This window comes from Nonomuraea sp. NPDC050556 (assembly GCF_044457355.1).
In the GTDB taxonomy this organism is placed as follows: domain Bacteria; phylum Actinomycetota; class Actinomycetes; order Streptosporangiales; family Streptosporangiaceae; genus Nonomuraea.
Genome location: NZ_JBITGU010000001.1, coordinates 1,927,457 through 1,945,250, shown reverse-complemented (window position 1 = coordinate 1,945,250; position 17,794 = coordinate 1,927,457). Strand labels below are relative to the sequence as shown.

General features: G+C 68.4%; 17 protein-coding genes. 10 read left to right on the top strand and 7 right to left on the bottom strand.

Annotation, left to right across the window (positions count from 1 at the left end; all coding sequences use genetic code 11):
* Positions 1-196: 196 nt before the first annotated feature.
* Positions 197-940 carry a hypothetical protein gene (locus ACIBG8_RS09810; RefSeq protein WP_397342234.1) on the top strand — a complete coding sequence of 248 codons (744 nt, stop codon included), beginning with the start codon at positions 197-199 and terminating at the stop codon, positions 938-940.
* 398 nt (positions 941-1,338) lie between these two features.
* Here the strand turns inward: ACIBG8_RS09810 and ACIBG8_RS09805 are convergent, their stop codons facing one another.
* The gene (locus ACIBG8_RS09805; protein WP_397342233.1) at positions 1,339-2,334 is read right to left on the bottom strand and encodes a GlxA family transcriptional regulator; all 996 of its coding nucleotides are present in this window, start codon (positions 2,332-2,334) and stop codon (positions 1,339-1,341) included.
* A 53-nt stretch (positions 2,335-2,387) separates the two neighbouring features.
* On the opposite strand from ACIBG8_RS09805, the gene ACIBG8_RS09800 reads away from it, so the two are divergent.
* Complete coding sequence (locus tag ACIBG8_RS09800) at positions 2,388-2,774, top strand: cupin domain-containing protein (RefSeq protein ID WP_397342232.1); 387 nt, start codon at positions 2,388-2,390, stop codon at positions 2,772-2,774.
* 7 nt (positions 2,775-2,781) lie between these two features.
* Here the strand turns inward: ACIBG8_RS09800 and ACIBG8_RS09795 are convergent, their stop codons facing one another.
* Together ACIBG8_RS09795 and ACIBG8_RS09790 are read right to left on the bottom strand one after the other, a co-directional pair.
* On the bottom strand, positions 2,782-3,315 hold the full coding sequence (locus ACIBG8_RS09795) for a transposase (protein ID WP_397343917.1): 534 nt from the start codon (positions 3,313-3,315) through the stop codon (positions 2,782-2,784).
* An 18-nt stretch (positions 3,316-3,333) separates the two neighbouring features.
* Positions 3,334-4,227, bottom strand: coding sequence for a helix-turn-helix domain-containing protein (locus tag ACIBG8_RS09790; RefSeq protein WP_397342231.1), 894 nt, complete (start codon positions 4,225-4,227; stop codon positions 3,334-3,336).
* A 153-nt stretch (positions 4,228-4,380) separates the two neighbouring features.
* Between ACIBG8_RS09790 and ACIBG8_RS09785 the strand changes: the two genes are divergently transcribed.
* From ACIBG8_RS09785 to ACIBG8_RS09775, 3 genes are all read left to right on the top strand, one after another.
* Positions 4,381-4,866, top strand: a complete 486-nt coding sequence (locus ACIBG8_RS09785; protein WP_397342230.1) for a hypothetical protein — start codon at positions 4,381-4,383, stop codon at positions 4,864-4,866.
* A gap of 279 nt (positions 4,867-5,145) precedes the next feature.
* Positions 5,146-5,409, top strand: a complete 264-nt coding sequence (locus ACIBG8_RS09780) for a hypothetical protein (RefSeq protein ID WP_397342229.1) — start codon at positions 5,146-5,148, stop codon at positions 5,407-5,409.
* Positions 5,410-5,768: 359 nt separating this feature from the next.
* On the top strand, positions 5,769-6,251 hold the full coding sequence (locus ACIBG8_RS09775; protein ID WP_397342228.1) for an SRPBCC domain-containing protein: 483 nt from the start codon (positions 5,769-5,771) through the stop codon (positions 6,249-6,251).
* Between the two features lie 580 nt (positions 6,252-6,831).
* On the opposite strand, the gene ACIBG8_RS09770 is transcribed toward ACIBG8_RS09775, so the two are convergent.
* Entirely contained in the window at positions 6,832-7,884 is a 1,053-nt protein-coding gene (locus ACIBG8_RS09770; RefSeq protein WP_397342226.1) for an aromatic acid exporter family protein, read from the bottom strand.
* Between the two features lie 230 nt (positions 7,885-8,114).
* Complete coding sequence (locus ACIBG8_RS09765) at positions 8,115-9,524, bottom strand: sugar porter family MFS transporter (RefSeq protein WP_397342225.1); 1,410 nt, start codon at positions 9,522-9,524, stop codon at positions 8,115-8,117.
* Between the two features lie 157 nt (positions 9,525-9,681).
* Here ACIBG8_RS09765 and ACIBG8_RS09760 point away from each other — a divergent pair, with 157 nt between their 5' ends.
* Both ACIBG8_RS09760 and zwf read left to right on the top strand, forming a co-directional pair.
* Positions 9,682-10,587: an aldose 1-epimerase family protein gene (locus ACIBG8_RS09760; protein ID WP_397342223.1), complete on the top strand. Its 906-nt coding sequence runs from the start codon at positions 9,682-9,684 to the stop codon at positions 10,585-10,587.
* Complete coding sequence (gene zwf, locus ACIBG8_RS09755; protein WP_397342222.1) at positions 10,584-11,963, top strand: glucose-6-phosphate dehydrogenase; 1,380 nt, start codon at positions 10,584-10,586, stop codon at positions 11,961-11,963. Before ACIBG8_RS09760 ends, zwf begins: the two co-directional genes overlap by 4 nt.
* A gap of 529 nt (positions 11,964-12,492) precedes the next feature.
* On the opposite strand, the gene ACIBG8_RS09750 is transcribed toward zwf, so the two are convergent.
* Positions 12,493-13,626 carry a PucR family transcriptional regulator gene (locus tag ACIBG8_RS09750; RefSeq protein WP_397342221.1) on the bottom strand — a complete coding sequence of 378 codons (1,134 nt, stop codon included), beginning with the start codon at positions 13,624-13,626 and terminating at the stop codon, positions 12,493-12,495.
* A 300-nt stretch (positions 13,627-13,926) separates the two neighbouring features.
* Between ACIBG8_RS09750 and ACIBG8_RS09745 the strand changes: the two genes are divergently transcribed.
* From ACIBG8_RS09745 to ACIBG8_RS09735, 3 genes are all read left to right on the top strand, one after another.
* Complete coding sequence (locus tag ACIBG8_RS09745) at positions 13,927-14,334, top strand: STAS domain-containing protein (protein WP_397342220.1); 408 nt, start codon at positions 13,927-13,929, stop codon at positions 14,332-14,334.
* 100 nt (positions 14,335-14,434) lie between these two features.
* Positions 14,435-16,768, top strand: coding sequence for an FdhF/YdeP family oxidoreductase (locus ACIBG8_RS09740; RefSeq protein WP_397342219.1), 2,334 nt, complete (start codon positions 14,435-14,437; stop codon positions 16,766-16,768).
* Entirely contained in the window at positions 16,765-17,400 is a 636-nt protein-coding gene (locus tag ACIBG8_RS09735) for a DUF1345 domain-containing protein (protein WP_397342218.1), read from the top strand. The genes ACIBG8_RS09740 and ACIBG8_RS09735 overlap by 4 nt, the downstream gene beginning before the upstream one ends.
* Here the strand turns inward: ACIBG8_RS09735 and ACIBG8_RS09730 are convergent.
* Positions 17,390-17,539, bottom strand: coding sequence for a hypothetical protein (locus ACIBG8_RS09730; protein ID WP_397342217.1), 150 nt, complete (start codon positions 17,537-17,539; stop codon positions 17,390-17,392). The two genes, ACIBG8_RS09735 and ACIBG8_RS09730, sit on opposite strands and share 11 nt — an antisense overlap.
* Positions 17,540-17,794: the final 255 nt, after the last annotated feature.

Here is a 17,794-nt window from a genome sequence, read left to right as displayed (position 1 = left end):
CACATTCGTCAGAGGCCAAGACGGATCGCATGACGACATCCCCACGAGAGGCCTGGCCGGGCTGCTGGCCGTACTGGCGTCGGCGACTCGCCGCCGCCACAGACCGAGCAAGCCCGGAGTGGCACCAGAACCTATTGGTGATCAAACTGCTCGGGGATCGCCCAGCGGTGCCAACCGTCGCTGAACCTGGTCCCGAATGTCACGCGTAAACCCAGCCTGCGGCCACTCGGCGCTGCCCAAGGACGCTTCTTCCGCAATCACGGTGACGGCCGAGCCCGCTCCCCGGCCCGCCGTGGTGAACCCCGCCGGGCCAGACGGCGTTGAGGTGTCTACCGCCCCCGTCGCATGGAAGACGGACACCTTGCCCGTCTCCAGCATTAACACCCGTGCGCTGAGCGGCGCGGGAGATCGGGCCCAGGCCAACGCAAATCTGCTGGCCCCACCGTACTTCGACCCGGACGGCGGCCAGGTCGTCGTCCCGGCCACCGCAGCCGGCAGGGACCTCGCGGGCCAGGCGCTGTCGGGCATCGCCCGGTGGTGGGTCCTGGTCCTGGTTTTGCTCACCGCCGCCTGTGCGCAGGATCCGGGTGAGCCCTTCGACGAGCCGGTCCGCGTCGTCGAGGGGTCGCCCGGCCAGCTCTCCCTCACTCTGCACGCCACTGGCTCCAGCTGGGGAAACAGCGCCTGCACCCCGGTCGAGCGGGGCGAGGTGGTCGAATCGGCCGCCGCCATCACGGTGAAGGTGACCCTTCGCCCGACCTGTCAGAAAACAGATGAAGTCGGCATTGGAACCGGTATCGATCATGCCGTCCCCATCACGCTGAAAACGCCGCTGGGCCGCCGGGAGGTCCTGGGCTCGGCGGGCCGAGAGGTGCTGGTGTGTCGACCTACCGGAAGGTCCTGGGTGGAGACCTATCGGCAGTGCCTCGAAGGGGAGTAAGGCAGGACGACACGTCGGCGGCCGGCAGCCCGTGCCAGGTCAGCTCCGCCGAGAGTACATGGGCGTCTCGATCTGGGTCGGGAACCCTATGTGCCGTTCGGTTCGTCGCTGGAGCTTGTGGCGGGTGCGAGAGCGGGTAGGGCAATGATGCGGTCGTGGAGCTCACGTACAGGCGTGCTGTCGATGGCATTGAGATCCGATCGAGTGCGGCCAGGCGACGGCGGGAGGTATCGCGCAGCCCTGCGGATGGGACGGTATCAAGGACCCCGTACGCCGGCCCGACTGCTTCGTCGGGCTGGCCGCGTCCGGCTTCGGGTCGCGCGAGCACCAGCGTCGCCGCTGCCCATGATGGCCGCCCGATCGTGGTTTCGGCCCGTGAGGCGGTGGCGTGACGGCGGCTAGCCGCGGATCAACAGCGCGCCTGCCGGGGTGGGCTTCTGGGTGAAGCGGGTGCGGTAGGCGGTGGGAGTCAGGCCCGTCGCGGTGTGGAGGTGGGTACGGAGGTTGGTCGCCGTGCCCAGGCCGGACAGACGTGCGACCGCGTCGATGGGGCGGTCGGTGGTCTCCAGGAGGCGGCGGGCGTGGGTGACGCGCTCGGACGTCAGCCACGCCAGCGGGGTGACGCCAAGCTGGGAGAGGAAGCGCCGGTGCAGGGTGGCGGAGCTGACGCCCGCGCGCGCCGCCAGCGACGGCACCGTCAGGCGGGACGACAGGTGTTCGCGCGCGAACTCCAGGATCGGGGCGAGCGAGGCGTCCGGGGTCGGGGGCACGGGGTGCTCGACGAACTGGCGCTGCCCGCCGTCGCGGTGGGTGGCGAAGACCAGGCGGCGGCCGACGGCGGACGCGATCTCGGCGCCGTGGTCGGTGCGGATGAGGTGCAGGCCGAGGTCGAGGGCGGCGGCGCTGCCCGCGGCGGTGAGGACGTCGCCGTCGTCCACGAACAGGACGTCCGGCCGCAGGTCCACCCGCGGGTAGCGGGCGGTGAAGGCATCCGCCCAGCGCCAGTGGGTGGCGGCGGGACGGCCGTCGAGCAGGCCTGCCTCGGCCAGCACGAACGTTCCGGTGCAGAAGCTCACCAGCCGCGCGCCGCGCTCGTGCGCGGCCCGGACAGCCGCCAGGACGCCGGGGTGTGGCGGCTCGTATGGATCTGGCCGGTTGGGCACGATCAGCGTGTCGGCCTCGGCGGCGGCGTCCAGGTCGGCGACGCCCGACAGCGTGAACAGGCCGCGGTGCATCGCGGCCTGCCCGCCCGGCGCGCACAGCCGGAAGTCGTACCAGTCGCGTCCCAGTTCGGGACGGCGCAGCCCGAACAGCTCGGTGGCGACGCCCAGCTCGAACGGGTTGGAGCCCGCGTCGACGATGACCACGACCCGGTGCGAGGATTCTTGCGACATACGCTATTCCTAGCACTCACTGGGCCGTCCCGGTACCTCGCAGGATGGTGGGCATGAACACACCGATCGCCCTCGCGCAGGCCCTGAGCACCTTCGATGCCTTTTGGAGCCCCCGCATCGTGGGGCACGTCAACGACTACGACGTGCGCGTCGCGAAGGTCGCGGGCGAGTACGTCTGGCACTCGCACCCGGACACCGACGAATTCTTCCTCGTCCTCGATGGCCGGCTGGAGATCGCGCTGCGCGAGGACGGCCGCGAGCGGACCGTCGTCCTGGAGACAGGGTCGGTGTTCGTCGTGCCTCGCGGGACCGAGCACAAGCCGAGCGCCGTCCCGGGCGCGTCGATCCTGCTCTTCGAGCCGACCGGCACCGAGAACACCGGTACCCATGAGGGCGAGCTGCCCGGCCACCTGACCACGTCCGCGGGCGTCCCGCTCTAGCTCTGTCTCAATGTGAGGTCAAGGAGCCAGCCGTTGATGATGGCGATGTGGAGGCTGGCCTCGTAGCGGAGGGCGAGTTTGTCGTACCGGCGGCGCGGTGGCGTTTGAGGCGGTTGATGCCGCATTCGACGGCGTGCCGGTTTCGGTAGTCCTCGCAGCTGAAGCTGGGTGGACGTCCACCGGTTCGGCCGCGACGCTTGCGGTGGCCGATCTGGTCGGCGGGTACGGGGATCGTCGCTGCGATACGGCGTCTGCGCAGGTAGGCGCGGTTAGCGCGGGAACTGTAGGTCTTGTCGGCCCGGACCCGGTCGGGGCGGGTCCGTAGACGGCCGGCGCCCAGGCGCGGGACGTTGATCTTCTCCAGGACGTTGCGGAACTGTGGCGAGTCGCCGCGCTGGCCTGCCGTCAGTAGCAGCGACATCACGTTCTGGCGCTGCTCGCACGCCAGATGAATCTTCGTGGTGAACCCGCCGCGTGACCGTCCCCGCGCGTGATCTTCGGGTTCATCGGTGACGCCGCCCGCAGGCTCATTCTGCGGGATCGTGCGTGCCCCGGGCCGTCATCCCGCCGTGGTGTCGGTGGTTACCTCCTTCTCCTCGCCTGAGGGCAGTTTGATGAAGGCTCGGGCAGTGACCGGGGTGTTCATGCCGAAGATCATGTCGGTGTACAGGGGCGGCATGGTGGTGTTGTAGCCGGCGCAGTCGGCCGGATGGCAGAGCTTGGCTTCCCTGGAGAGGACCTCGAGCCTGGCCGACCAGGAGTCGGGCATCTTCAACCTGGCCCAGTTCGTGCCGCACGTCTTGGAGTACCAGTTCTCCAGGTAGGCCGTGCCGTACTTGGTGGTGATCTCTTTGAGGCTGCCGATGACGGCGTTGGCGGGATCCCAGCAGCCCCACATGCGTGGCGATTTGCCATGGCAGTCGTAGCCCAAGCTGGCACCGCCGCAGGCCTGCGTCGGCACCGGGTCTCGGCCCAGCGGGTAGCTCGCGGCGGGAGTGGCCACTGCGCTGGGGACGGTCACCGTACGGGGCGGCAGCACCTGCAGCGCCACCGCCCATGTCAAAGCGGATGACGCGACTGCCGCGATCGCCGGCACTCCCCATGTCGCCAGCCACCTCCGGCGTAAGGCCTCCTGTGGAGCATCCGCGCTCCCTGGAGCAACCTCGGCCGCCTCCTGGGTGGCCTCCCACGCATGCCGCCACTCGGTGAGGTCGGCGACGCCGCAGGCTTTGACCATGGTCTGTACGACCTCCCACGAGGGAACCTTCTTGCCGCCCTCGGCCGTGGAGATCGTACTGGGCGCGTAGTGGCACTTGGCGGCCAGCGTGCGCTGCGTCAACTCCGCCTGTGTGCGTAAGCGCCGCAGCCGGTCGGCGAACTCGACGACGGGTCCCTCGCCCTCCAACGGATTGGGGTTGCGCGCCACCATTCCCCCTGGCTCACTGGTGATCATCTTCGCTTGCCATTGTTCGGCAACATCGATGAACATCCGGTCTACCTGGGATAACGAACTTCGATCTTCACGAAGCCCGCCGAACATGGACACGAGTCGCGCTCGCTCCGCAGACTCGCTGTCGTCGCAGCACACCTTCACCAGGAGCAGTTCATGCGCACTCACTCAACAGCCGTCTCTCTCACACTGGCGGCTGCGATCGTCACCCCGCTCGCTGCGGTGTCCCCGGCTCAGGCCACATCGGCGCTGAACCTCATCGGGACTACCCGGGCTGCGGCCTCGTCGGCCTCAGCCAGTGCGCTGGACGCCGAAGGCCGCGTGATCAACCAAGCAGGGCTGGCCGTGTTCAAGGTGAAGGTCAACCAGATCTACTCCTCAGACTCGGCCCGGTTCGAGTTCAACTACAAGAAGCCGGAGGGCTGGATCGAGTACGACTACAACGTGTCGTTCATGTGCTGGGTACCCGGCAAGCCGATCAAGGGTCCGTACGGGACGACCGAGGCCTACGGCGCGCTTGGCGCACTCAAATACAACGGTCCGGGCGCTGCCAACGAGTGGCTGGTCATCACCGACGCTTGGGTGTACACCGGCCGTGACATCAAGAAGCAGGTGCCCAGATGCGACCAGCGCCTGTCCTGACCGTGAGCTTCGCGTAGTCGGGCGGCCCCTGTACCGCCCGAGGGTCGATGCTCGACGGCGGGGCGGTGCAAGGCTCGGCTGAAGGCTGCCGAGCTGGGCCGCTCCCGGACGGACTGCCCAGCAGGGTGCACCCCGATCGCCAACCGGCGCTACCGTTCCTGCTCACTCCCGGCCAGCCCCCGACAGGCCCGCTTTATCCCTGTGCTGCCCGCATCAAAGGTCCGCGGCCCCTTTGGCCGTGCCCATAACCGTCCACCACTCAGAATGGAGAATTTGATCATGTTCAAGCGCGTCCTGCCCTTGCTCGTCGGCGCCTTCGCCGCCGCAATGATCGCTAGCCCGGCCCACGCTGACGAGGACCTGCCCGTCCCGGATGGCCCTTGGCCAGCCTGGACCTACTACGGCCCATACGAGTCCGAGCCAGCCTGTGAGGCGATGAGGACGTACTACAACCACTACTACGGGTACCGCACCGAATGCGTCGATCTCAGCGCGCTCATCGGAGAGCCTGAGGAGTGGTACGTCAAGAAGTGGAACTTCTAGGCAGTGACCAGGATGGGGATTTCGAGGAGACCACCTTCGACAAGCGGCGAGGTTCCCCGCCGGGCCGAGCGCGTCCAGCCTGTCAGGTGCGCCGGGTGATGGGACTGGACTCGGTGTAGCTCCTACGCTCGTTGGCGTAGCGGTCGCGGTCATCGCTGAACTCTGCGAGCGGCCGGGCGCCGAGGATCGATCCCAGCCCGACATCCCAGAAGCGATCAACCCTCCCGGCCAACCAGCGGGGGCGCGTTCTTTCAGTAGGACTTGAAGGCCAAGACCTACAAGCGCTCACCCACCAGATGGCTGCCAACCAGCGAGTCTTCCTCACCGGGCTACCGGCTACGACTGATTAGGACTTGGCCATGACAAGCACTGTGGACTACCTGACGACCGTGCGTGTGAAAGCCTCTCCTGACGCCCTCTTCGACGCGCTCACCACTGTCACGGGGCTCGCGGCATGGTGGAACCCGGTGACCGGGTCCGGTGCGACCGGCGGCGAGCTGCGGTTCCTCATGAACACCCCCGAGCCACTCGTGATCCGCGTCGAGGAGGCGGCCCGGCCGACGTCGGTGCGATGGACCGTCGTCGACTGCCCCTTCCTGCCCGACTGGATCGGCACCAGGCCCACGTTCACCATTACCCCGGTCGACGGCGACACCTCCGAGCTCGTCTTCCACCACCAGGGCCTGAGCGAGGCGCTGGAGTGCTTCGGCATGTGCAGCCGCAGCTGGCAGCACTACATGACGAGCCTGCGCGACTACCTGGAGGCTGGCGACGGAAGCCCGTTCGGCAGCCCCGCACCGCGCCCGCCGACAAGCACAAGCGGCCGGGACATCCCTCCATGAGGAGGCTCCGCTCGGTGGCTCCCTTCGCCTTGGGGGACGTCGAACAGTTTCGGAAGCTGCCCCACCGGGATCGTCAATGCTGTCGCCGACATCGGCCCGACGATCAAATGCCGGGAACGCCGAACAGCGCGTACATCGCCAATGCCACCGGCGCCGCGTACGGACCGACCACCGGCGGCTCCCCCTCCTCACCCGCTGGTCCCTGGCGAACTGCCCCTCAGCTCAGCGGCTCGAAGTGACGCTATTAGCCGTCGAAGTCGGCTGCTGGGGGCCGTAGATGCGGAAGTAGGTGAACCATCCTCGCCCTGGAACGGTCTGGATCCAGCGGTCGCCTGCGCGACCTGGGAGCGGAGGGTGGCAGGTGCGCGATGGGCATGGGGCAATGAGACAAGTGTGTCAGGCCTGGTCAGTGAGGTCCTCGTCGGCTTCGTGTGAATCCTTCGCGGAATCCGGGACGTGACCTTGATGAGCAAGGGCGCTTGTTGGTCGTCCGCGACGGTGACTCCTCCGAGCAACTGGAGCAGGTGGCGAACGGGATGCTGGAGGAACTGCCGTTCATCTTGCGAGAGTGGCACGGAGGTTATGTACTTGGCGGAGAGTCATGCGGGCCTTCAGGGTCCGTGCTTCCCCCATGCCAGGCCGCGTCCACCGCAACGGCCGCCTCATCCTCCCCATCACCGGTGAAGACCAGCACGTCGATGGCGGTTCGGCGGAGGATCGCTCCGACCGTGTGCATGAACTCCTGGCTGTCGCGGGCGTCTTCGCCGATCACGTGAACAAGGTCGAGCATCTGCCCGGCAGCTTGCCGTTCGGCGTGCCCGTCGAGGATGGCGAGGCTGTCCAGCACTCTCTCGAGGCCACGCGTCAGGGTGAGCTTCATCGATCTGTTTGCCGTCGTCGGTCCCAACAGCGCCCGCATCAGAGACAGGCAGCTCAGGCTGAGCAGCTGAAGGTGGTGGGCGCGTTTGGTTTCCTGCCGCACGGCGTTCAGACGGCTGCGGTGCAGGGGAGCGCGCTGCGCCGAGCGGGTGCTTCTGCCGCGTACGTGGGTGATGTCTGCCAAATGGGCGACCGCATCCTCCATCTGGTCCATGGCTTGTTCGGCGAGCTTCGCGTCGTGCCCGTCCAGGGCGCGGGCGACAAGGCCTACCGTCTCCGACAGGTGCCCCAGCGCTCGGCGTTCCGCGCTGCGCAGCGTGGACAGCGGTTGGGCCGGAAGCAGGAGTTGGCTGAACAGCAGCGCGACGCCCACACCGATGAGTGCGTCGATGAGCCGGTAGGTAGTGGCATGAGGTTCTCCGGTGAGGACGGCGATCACGGCGCTGGCGGCCGCCTGGGCCATGACGATCCGCTCGGACGTCAACGCCAGGGCGATCATCAAGGAGACGAAGACAGCCGTGGACAGGGCGGCCAACAGGTGCTGCGGGGTATTCCAGACCCACTGGCTGCCCTCGGCAGCCAGGACGCCCACGATGACGCCGACCAGCAGCCGGACGGCGTTGCTCCCCCGCTCACCCAGCTGAGCGTTGAGCCCCACCGCGGTGGCGATCGGGGCGAACACCGGTTCTGGGTGGCCGGCCCATCTGGCGGCGATCAACCAGGATAGCGAGACCGCTGCCGTCTGCTGCAGCACTGGCCACACTCCTTGGGCCACGTCCGGCAGCCGCGTCGCAACCGTTTCGCGCAGGCGGAGCCTCCACCCGCGAATACGGCAGTGGTTTCCACCCACGAGCCCTCAATCCGTTCGCGTCTGCGCGCCTCGGCCATGACGCGGCCCCGGTCCGCACCGACCTCATGTGACCGTGGCGAGGTCTGGTGTCACCACCGATACCCGGGGCCGGCATGACGAGCGAGACGGCCCGCCTATGCGGGGTTGTGGCCGGTGTGGTGGAGGCTGTCGCTGATCTGGGCGAGCGTGCGGTTCTTGGTCTCGGGCACCCGGCGGATGATGAACAGCAGCGTGAGTGCGCACACCGCGCCGAACAGCCAGAACGTGGCGCCCTGGCCGATGCTTTCTGACAGCGGCAGGAACGACTGGCTGACGATGAAGTTGGAAAGCCAGTTGACCATGGTCGCGATGCTGGCCGCCTGCGCTCGCGCCTGGGGCGGGTAGATCTCGGAGTTGAGCAGCCAGAACACCGGTCCGAGCCCGACCGCGAAGGCCATGATGTAGGCGCCGGTCGAGGCCAGCGCGGTCAGGCTGGAGGCGCTGCCCGTCAAGGTGATGAAGGCCAGGCCGAGCGGGATGGTGGCGAGCATCATCAGCGCTGCGGAGACGATCAGCAGCGGGCGGCGTCCGGCGCTGTCGGTGAGGCGCAGCGCGACGAGCGTCATCACCAGGTTGATCACGCCGATGACGATCGAGTAGACCAGCGCGTTCGACGCGTTCAGCCCGGTCTTCTCCATGATCGTGGGCGCGTAGTACATGATCGTGTTGATGCCCGAGAACTGCTGCAGCGCGGCCAGGCCGACGCCGACGATCAGGGCGGGCCGTACGGCGGGCGAGGTCAGCACCTCCCGCCACGACATGCGCCGACCGGCGCCCTTGCCGCCGGCGCCGTAGGCGGCCATGACCTGATCCACCTGCCCGGCCGGATAGATCTCCTTCAGTACGGCTCGCGCCTGGTCGGGTCGCTCGTTCTGGAGGAGCCACGCCGGAGTCTCCGGCGACCTGCGCATACCGACGATCATCAGCACCGAGACGACCAGCCCGGCGCCGAACATGGCGCGCCAGTTCTCCGACCCGGAGAAGGCCAGGTCGACGAGGTAGGAGGTGAGCAGGCCGATGGTGACCATCAGCTGGTGCATGGACACCACCCGGCCGCGCATCTTGGTCGGCGCCATCTCCGACAGGTAGACCGGCACGATCGCCGAGGCCGCGCCGACACCCGCCCCCAGAATCAGCCGGGCGAGCAGCAGGAACCACACGTTGGGCGCCAGAGCGGCGACAAGCAGGCCGACGGTGAAGATCACCGCGACAACGATCAGGGTGAAGCGGCGTCCGTGCCGGTCGGCGAACCGCCCGGCGAACGGCGCGGTGGCGGCGGCGCTGAGCAGCAGGACGCTGACCACAGCTCCCTGCATGAAAGAACTGAGGTGGAACTGGTCGCGGATGTAGAGCATGGCTCCTGACACGACGCCGGTGTCGTATCCGAACAGGAAGCTGCCCAAGGTGGCAAACAGCGCCCACTTGATGAGGCTGCTCTTGCCGGGCCCCGAGTCCGTGCGGGCGACCGGGCGATCGCTCGCCTCGCCGCTTTCCGTGACAGCCATGCGCTACCCCCGTAGCGTCCGACAATCTCCGACGGTTCGATCCGCCAGGGGATTTACCCCCTCCGCTATAGATGGATATGTGCAATTAGTCGTTATTGCCACGTTGTTTACCGGCCGTCGATATCCGCGAGCGAGTCGTACGGGTAGGTAGCCGGATATGGGAAATGCGCTCAGTGGTGAGCAATACTCCATAACCGCAGGCGCCTACGCGGCCGTGGTGACCGAGCAGGGTGCCGGGCTACGGGAGCTGACCCGCCGGGGGGAGGCGCTCATCCTGACCTACGGTGTGGAGGAGCCCGCGCCCGCCGCCTTCGGGCAGCTGCTCATCCCCTGGCCGAACCGCATCGACCGCGGCCGCTACACCTGGGAGGGGCGACCGTACCAGCTGGACGTGAACGAGCCGCGGTACGACTGCGCGATCCACGGCCTGGTCCGCTGGCTGTCCTGGGGGCTGGTCGAGCGTCAGGCTGACCGGGTACGGCTGGCCTGCCGCCTGCTGGGCACGCCCGGCTACCCGTTCCGCCTCGCGCTGGAGGCCGAGTACGCCCTGCACGCCGAGGACGGCCTGACGATCAGGGTCACGGCCAGGAACGAGGGCGAGGCGCCCGCCCCTTACGCGCACGGCGCCCACCCGTACCTGACGGCGGGCGAGCCGATCGACTCCTGCACCGTCCAGGCGCCCGGCCGCCGTCACCTGCCGGTCGACGACCGGATGATCCCGCGCGGGCCCGCTGAACCCGTCGACGGCACGCCGTACGACCTGCGACAGGGCCGCGTCCTGGGCGGCCTGCGGATCGACCGCGCCTTCACCGACCTGGACCGCGACGAGGACGGGCGCGGCTGGGTGCACCTCACGGGTGCCGCGCGCACCACGTCGTTCTGGCTGGACGGCGCGCATCCGTGGCTGGAGCTCTACACAGCTGACAACGTGCCATCGGCGCAACGCAGACACGGGCTAGGCGTGGAGCCGATGACCAGCCCGCCCAACGCGTTCGGCAGCGGGACCGACGTCATCACCCTCAAGCAGGGCGAGGACTTCACCGGCTCCTGGGGGATCAAATGAGCACGGCCGACGTCTTCGTCCTGTTCGGCATCACCGGCGACCTCGTCAAGAAGATGATCTTTCCTGCGTTGTACCGGCTGACCGAGCAGGGCAAGGTCACCATCCCCGTCGTGGGCGTCGCGGCCGGCGACTGGGACGACCAGGCGCTGCGCGAGCACGCCCGCCAGTCGATCATGGCCGATGTCCAGGACTTCGACGAGAAGGTCTTCGCCGACCTGGCCGCCAGGCTCAGCATCGTCACCGGCGACTTCGCCGACGGCGCCACCTTCCACCGGCTCGCGGACGCCTTGAAGGGGTACGGCTTCGCCGCCCACTACCTGGCCATCCCGCCGTCCCTGTTCACCACGGTCGCCGCGGCGCTGGCCGGGGCGGGGCTGAACCGGGACTCCAGGCTCGTGGTGGAGAAGCCGTTCGGCCACGACCTGGACTCGGCCAGGCGCCTGGACAGGGAGCTGAGCCAGTATTTCGACGACCAGCACCTGCTGCGCGTGGACCACTTCCTGGGGTCGGTGCCGATTGCCGGGCTGAAGGCCACCCGTTTCGCCAACGCCCTGCTGGAACCGCTGTGGAACCGGTCCTACATCGCCAACATGCAGATCAACCTGCTGGAGGACTTCGACGTCGCCGACCGCGGCTCGTTCTACGACTCGGTCGGCTGCGTCAAGGACGTGCTGCAGAACCACCTGCTGCAGGTGTTCACGCTACTGGCCATGGAGCCGCCGAGCACCAGGGACGCCTACTCCGAGCAGATCGAGAGGTGGCGCGTGCTGCGGGCCACCCGGCCGATCGCGCGAACCGACACCGTGTTCGGCCAGTACGACGGCTACCAGGACGTCCCGGGCGTCAAGCCGGGATCCACCACCGAGACCTACGTCGCCACCCACCTGGAGGTGGACAACTGGCGCTGGTCCGGCGTCCCGTTCTACCTGCGCAGCGGCAAGTCGCTGAAGACCACCTCCACCGACGTGGTGGTGGAGCTGCGCAGGCCGCCGCTCGACCTGTTCGGCTCGCTGAGCGGGGCGACGCCGCCCGACCTGCTGCGCTTCCGCTTCGAGCCGACCGCTGGCATGTCGTTCGACCTGCTGCTCCGCGAGCCGGAGGAGGGCCAGGCGGCGACCATGATCCCGCTGGAGGTGGACTACGAGAAGGTGCTCGGCAGGCAGGAGAAGCCGTACGAGACCATCGTCGACGGCGCCGTCACCGGGGACACTCGCTGCTTCGCCTCCTTCCACGCCATCCAGGAGTGCTGGCGCATCGTGGAGAACATCATCGACGTCCCTGAGATGCCCGCGACGTACCAGCAGGGATCGTGGGGGCCCGGCGCGGCAGCCAAACTACCGGGCGCGAACGGCTGGCACGACCCTCTGGCCACGTGACGACGCCGACACTCCTCGCCATCGCGCCGGCCTCCACCCCTGGAGGGAGTCGACCACGCCCGTTGCTGGGGTGTGCCCAGCTCGACCTCGATGCCATCCCGCCAAGCCCGCGCCGGGCCCAGCACCGCCACCCGCACTCCGGAAGAACTCACGCAGCGAGAATAGTGCCGCAGTTACACGAGAAAGGGCTCGCCCACGCCACCGGCGACCTTGGACGGTGGCGCCGACCAGCCCGGCGCCCTCGTCCTGCTGTCCGCCTGGCCATTCACGCGCCGACAGGCGAGCCGCTCACTGGCGTGCAGCGCGGGACTCGGCTCGTTCAGGAGGTGTCGCTCGATGTCCATCGACTACCTGCGGGCAGTCGCAGTGCTCATGATCTGCGGTCGGCTGCGCCATTCCTCGCGCGACGGACACCGTCGTGTCGCGGTCGGGTGAGTAGGTACAGACCAGGACGCGTTCTAGCGGCTGTGGTGGCCGCGCGGTCGTCTTCCCCTTCCGCAACGCAGAGCGTGAGGTCACAGCCGGTGTCCTACCTCTCCTTGCGCGCATGGTCCGCGCCGAGGCGGAGCGCCTGGAGCGCGGTGGCGAGTTCGGCGACGTGGAAAGGCAGCGAGAGTGATCGGCCGGTGAGCTCGTGGATGCGGCGCAGCCGGTACCTGACGGTGTTGGGGTGGCAGTAGAGCTGTTGCGCCGCGTGCTCGGCGGACCCGGCGTGGTCGAACCAGGCGTTCAACGTCTCCAGCAGGCTTGCTCTGTCCTCGGCTGGAAGCTCGAGTACGGCACCGAGCACCTGGTAGGCGACGCGTTGGCTCTCCTCGGAGTCGCAGGCGATGAGCGCGGCGAGCGGGCTGGTGCTGAACGCGCGCACCTCGCAGCGGCCCGACGGTATGCCCGCCAGGGCGACCCCGGCCAGATGCAGGGCCCGGGGGGTGTCACGCAAGGCCTGGTACGGCGGGCTGACACCTGTGCGGGACGTCACGATGTCACGGAGCAGGGCGAGCAGTTCGTCGCGCTGGCCGTGCCGGAGCGAGGCGACACCGGTCTGGAGGGTGGGGGTGAGGCGCCACGCGGAAACGACGCCACGCTCGGCGAGGCGTTGTTCCACCCGGGGCAGCCCTGCCTCTGCCAGCCCGGTGTTCTCCGCCGCGACGACTACGAGGTCGGAGTCGGGCCGGAAGTCGAGGAGCTTGGCGATCTCCCACGGGCTGACCTCGACCCCTGCCTGACCGTCGAACAGGGCCTCGACCAGGGCGGCGCGGCGCTGGCGTTGCTCGGACAGCAGCTCTGCGGTGGTGGCCCGGTAGGCCTCGGTGACCGCGATCGCGTGCTCGTCGGCCAGCCGCCACAGCGCCGTCGAAGCGGCGATGAGGGTGTCGAGGCTGCCGTGGCGTGCGTGCTGGGTGAGGGCATCCCAGACCGCGGCGAACGCCAGGCGGTACACCCGCAACACCTCGGGGAGCGGCACGTCCTGGTACGCGCGGCGGCGACCGGTCTCCTGAGGCGCGGTGAGGTCGTGCGGGCTGCCGGGGGCGCGCAGGCCGGCGACGACGAAGCGGAGGTTGTGCTCAACAGCGCGGCGCAGCTCCTCGTGTGGGACGGCGGTCCTGTACACCTCCATCGTGTCCACGGTCTTGGCGACGACGTCGTCAGTCAGCCGGCTCACCTGCGAATCCACCCAGTCCGCCAGCTGGGCGAAGGGGGAGCCGACCTGGTGCGGCTCCGAATGATCGTCGATAGCTCGCCCGCCCATCCCTACCCCCGCTCCGAACGCAGGTCGTGGTGCCGTGATTATCGCACCGGCCGGGCAGCGGGGACGCTGTCGCGCACACCAACAAGCGTTGTCCTCGCCGACAACCACCTCAGCCGTACCCTCATCACACACTTGCAGGACACCATGCCCAGAACCTTGTGGCCGGCCGGACGCGAGCCGGCCGGGGCCGCCCCATGAGGAGATGCAATCGACGTGCAGGACTTCCGGCCGGAGTACACGCTGAAGGTTCAGCTCGCCGGATGCGACGGCCGCGCCGTCCTTCGGATTGCCGGTGCTCTGGACCGCGTCAGCGTGCCGGTCTTGACCGCGCATCTGGACGTCGCCTGGGGCTGGAACGACGAGCCCGACCTCGTGATCGACGCCAGCGGGGTGACCGGCTGCGACCGTGCGGGCGTCGCCGCGTTCGCTGTCTTGGCTCAGCGTCTGCTCGACGGGGGCCGGGGGCGGGTTGCCCTGGTGGCCGTCGCCGGACAGCTGAAGCGCGCACTACGCCGTGCTCGGTTGCTCGAGCGCTTCGAGCTCTACGACAGCCTGCCGAGGCCGGTACAAATCGCCGGTAATGGCGTTCGGCGCGGAATCGATATATCCGGCGGAGTGTAATAACTGGGAAATGATACTGGCCATTGCTGCGGATAAGGGGATACCTGGAGAAAGAGGCCGAGTCTTTGTGGCCGACGGCCATGGTGAAGGGTGATGCCTGGTGAGTGATTCCGGACACGAGAAGGAACCGGGCGAGCGCGAACACCTGGAGCCCAGCGTGGGCGCGGTGCCGGACAAGGCTCCGGAGTCCAGCCCCTACCGGCATCCGGCAGCGGGATGGGGTGCGGCCAAGGCGGTCACCGAGTTCATCCTGCGCGAGCACGAGGTGGTGGAGGGGTCGCGGGCGCTGCTGCGGATGAACCACGAGGATGGCGGGTTCGACTGTCCCGGGTGCGCCTGGCCGGATACCAAGGGCCTGCACCTGGACATCTGCGAGAACGGCATCAAGCACGTCACCTGGGAGATGACCGGTAAGCGGGTGGGGCGGGACTTCTTCGCCGCGCACACGGTGAGCGAGCTGTCCGGGTGGAGCGACTTCGCGCTGGAGGATCAGGGGCGGCTGACCGAGCCGATGGTGTACGACGAGGTCAGCGACCGCTACGTGCCGATCAGCTGGGGGGAGGCGTTCGAGGTGTTCGGCCGGGCCGTGCGGGGGCTGGACGACCCGAACCAGGCCGCCTTTTACACCTCGGGGCGGCTCGGTAACGAGGCGACCTTCCTGTACCAGCTGATGGCCCGCGAGCTGGGTACGAATAATCTGCCTGACTGCTCGAACATGTGTCATGAGGCCAGCGGGCGCGCGCTGACGGCGTCGCTGGGCACCGGGAAGGGCACGGCCGACCTCAGGGACTGGGAGAGCGCGGATGCGTTGTTCGTCATGGGCGTCAACGCGGCCTCCAACGCGCCCAGGATGCTGACCACGCTCGCGCAGGCCTACCGGCGGGGCGCGCAGGTGGTGCACGTCAATCCGATGATCGAGGCGGCGGCGACGCGGACGATCATCCCGCACGAGTTCACGCAGATGGCGCTGAACCGGGCCACCCGCACCGGGACGATGAACCTTCAGGTGCGCAGTGGCGGCGACATGGCGCTGATGCGCGGGATCGCCAAGGCCACGCTGGAGCTGGCCGCGACCGACCCCCAGGCGGTGGACCGGGAGTTCATCAAGGCCCACACGACGGGCTTCGAGGCGTACCAGGCGCTGTGCGCGGCCACCGCCTGGGAGGAGATCGAGCGCCAGTCGGGGCTCGGCCGCGAGGACATCCTCCGAGCGGCGCGGGTGTACCGCGACGCCGATCGCAGCATCATCAGCTGGTGTCTGGGCGTCACCCAGCACGAGCACGGCGTCGACACCATCCGTGAGATCGTCAACGTGCTGTTGCTGCGCGGCAACCTGGGGCGGGAGGGGGCGGGGCCGTCGCCGGTGCGTGGGCACAGCAACGTGCAGGGCAACCGTACCTGCGGGATCGATCACCGGCCCGCTCCGGCGTTCCTGGACCGGTTGGCGGAGGTGTGCGGGATCGAGCCGCCGCGCGCGGACGGGCTGGACGTGGTGGGCACGGTGGAGGCGATGGTCCGCGGCGAGGTGAAGGTGTTCGTGGGCATGGGCGGCAATTTCGCGCTCGCCGCACCGGACACTCCGTACACGCACGCGGGGTTGCGTTCGTGCGAGCTGACTGTGCATGTGAGCACGAAGCTGAACCGCAGCCATCTCGTGCACGGGCGGCAGGCGCTGATCCTGCCGTGCCTGGGCCGCACCGAGAAGGACGAGCAGCGCGGTGGCCTGCAGCGGACGTCGGTGGAGGACTCGATGAGCATGGTCCACCTGTCGGTTGGGATGAAGCGGCCGGCCTCGCCGCACCTGCTGTCGGAGCCGGCCATCATCGCCGGGCTGGCCAAGGCGGCCCTGCCCGGCAGCCCGACCCGGTGGGAGTGGTACGTGGAGGACTACGACCGCATCCGCGACACGATGGCCAGGGTGCTGGACGGGTTGGAGGACTTCAACCGGCGGGTGCGGATGCCGATGGGGTTCCGGATCAAGCAGCCCGCCCGGGAGCTGGTGTTCCTCACCCCGTCGGGACGCGCGGAGTTCTCCAGCGCGGCCCTGCCTGACGTGGTGCCCGAGCCGGGGACGCTGGTGCTGGGGACGATGCGGTCACACGACCAGTGGAACACCACCATCTACTCCGACAACGACCGCTACCGGGGCATCAAGAACCTGCGCACGCTCATCTTCATGAACGCCGAGGACATGCGGGAGCGGGGGGTCGCGGAGTTCGACCCCGTCGACATCACCAGCACCGCCAGGGACGGCAGCACCCGCTCCCTGCACGGCTACCTCGCGGTCACCCACGACCTGCCCAGGGGGTGCGCCGCGGGCTACATGCCGGAGATGAACGTGTTGTGCTCGATCACCGACTACAGCACCCAGAGCGACCAGCCCCTGATGAAACACCTCCGCGTCACCGTCAACCCGGCAAGTGGCCCTTCGTGAACCTCCGGTCGTCGCAGTCCGCTGTCGCCCGGCTCGCAGGCGCAGCGGTCATCGGTACGGCGATGGGAGCGGTCATCGGCGCGATGACCGACCTGCCCTTGGGCACCCTCAGCGGTATCGCCACGTCAGCGACGCTCTTCGTCGCGGCCGGCTGGATCGTCCTGTGGCCGATGGACGCTGACGCCACGCACAGGAACGCCAGGCGCGAGGACTTCCGCCCGGTCACCGAGGAGTTCGTGGTCGTCGCCGCGGCCCTGTGCGGGCTGGTGGCCATCGTGGCGCTCCTCATGATCGGCAGCTCGGACACCAGCCACGCGGCCGCCGCTACCGCGCTCGGCGGCGTGTTCATGGCGTGGGCGGCACTGCACCTGATGTACGCCACCCGGTACGCGTACCTCTACTACGAGGCGCCGGTGGGCGGGATCGACTTCAACTCCGAGGCCCCTCCGGCGTACAGCGACTTCCTGTACTTCAGTTACAACCTAGGGATGACCTACCAGGTCTCCGACACCGATGTCTCGAGCTCGAAGATCCGCGCGATCGTACTGCGGCACTGCCTGCTGTCCTACGTCTTCGGCACCGGCATCCTGGCCACCACGATCAACCTCGTCGTCGGCATGGTCACCGGCTGACCACGATCACGAGGATCAGGCCCAGCAACGCGCCACACGCGGCGCCGAGCCGGACGCTCTCGCCGTGCAGGAAGCAGGCGGCCGCGCCGCACGCCGCACAGAAGGCGATGACCGCCAAGGCGGCTCCCACATGTGCCATGGACCGACGATCGCGCCACGACATTGACGAACGGTCATCACCTGATGCAGGCCATCCTTGCCAGGATGAAGCACAAGAGAGCAGCGACTGTGAGCTCGGGTGGGAGTATCCCGGTGAGCCTGTGGGGCTCGAGAACACGAATCGTCGATGGCGCTGGAGTCCTTCATCTCGTGGGACCGGGTGCTCCCCAAGGGGTGCGCTACGAACCAGCCGACCGCTTGTGGCTGGCGGCGCTCTCGCATCTGATACCCAGCC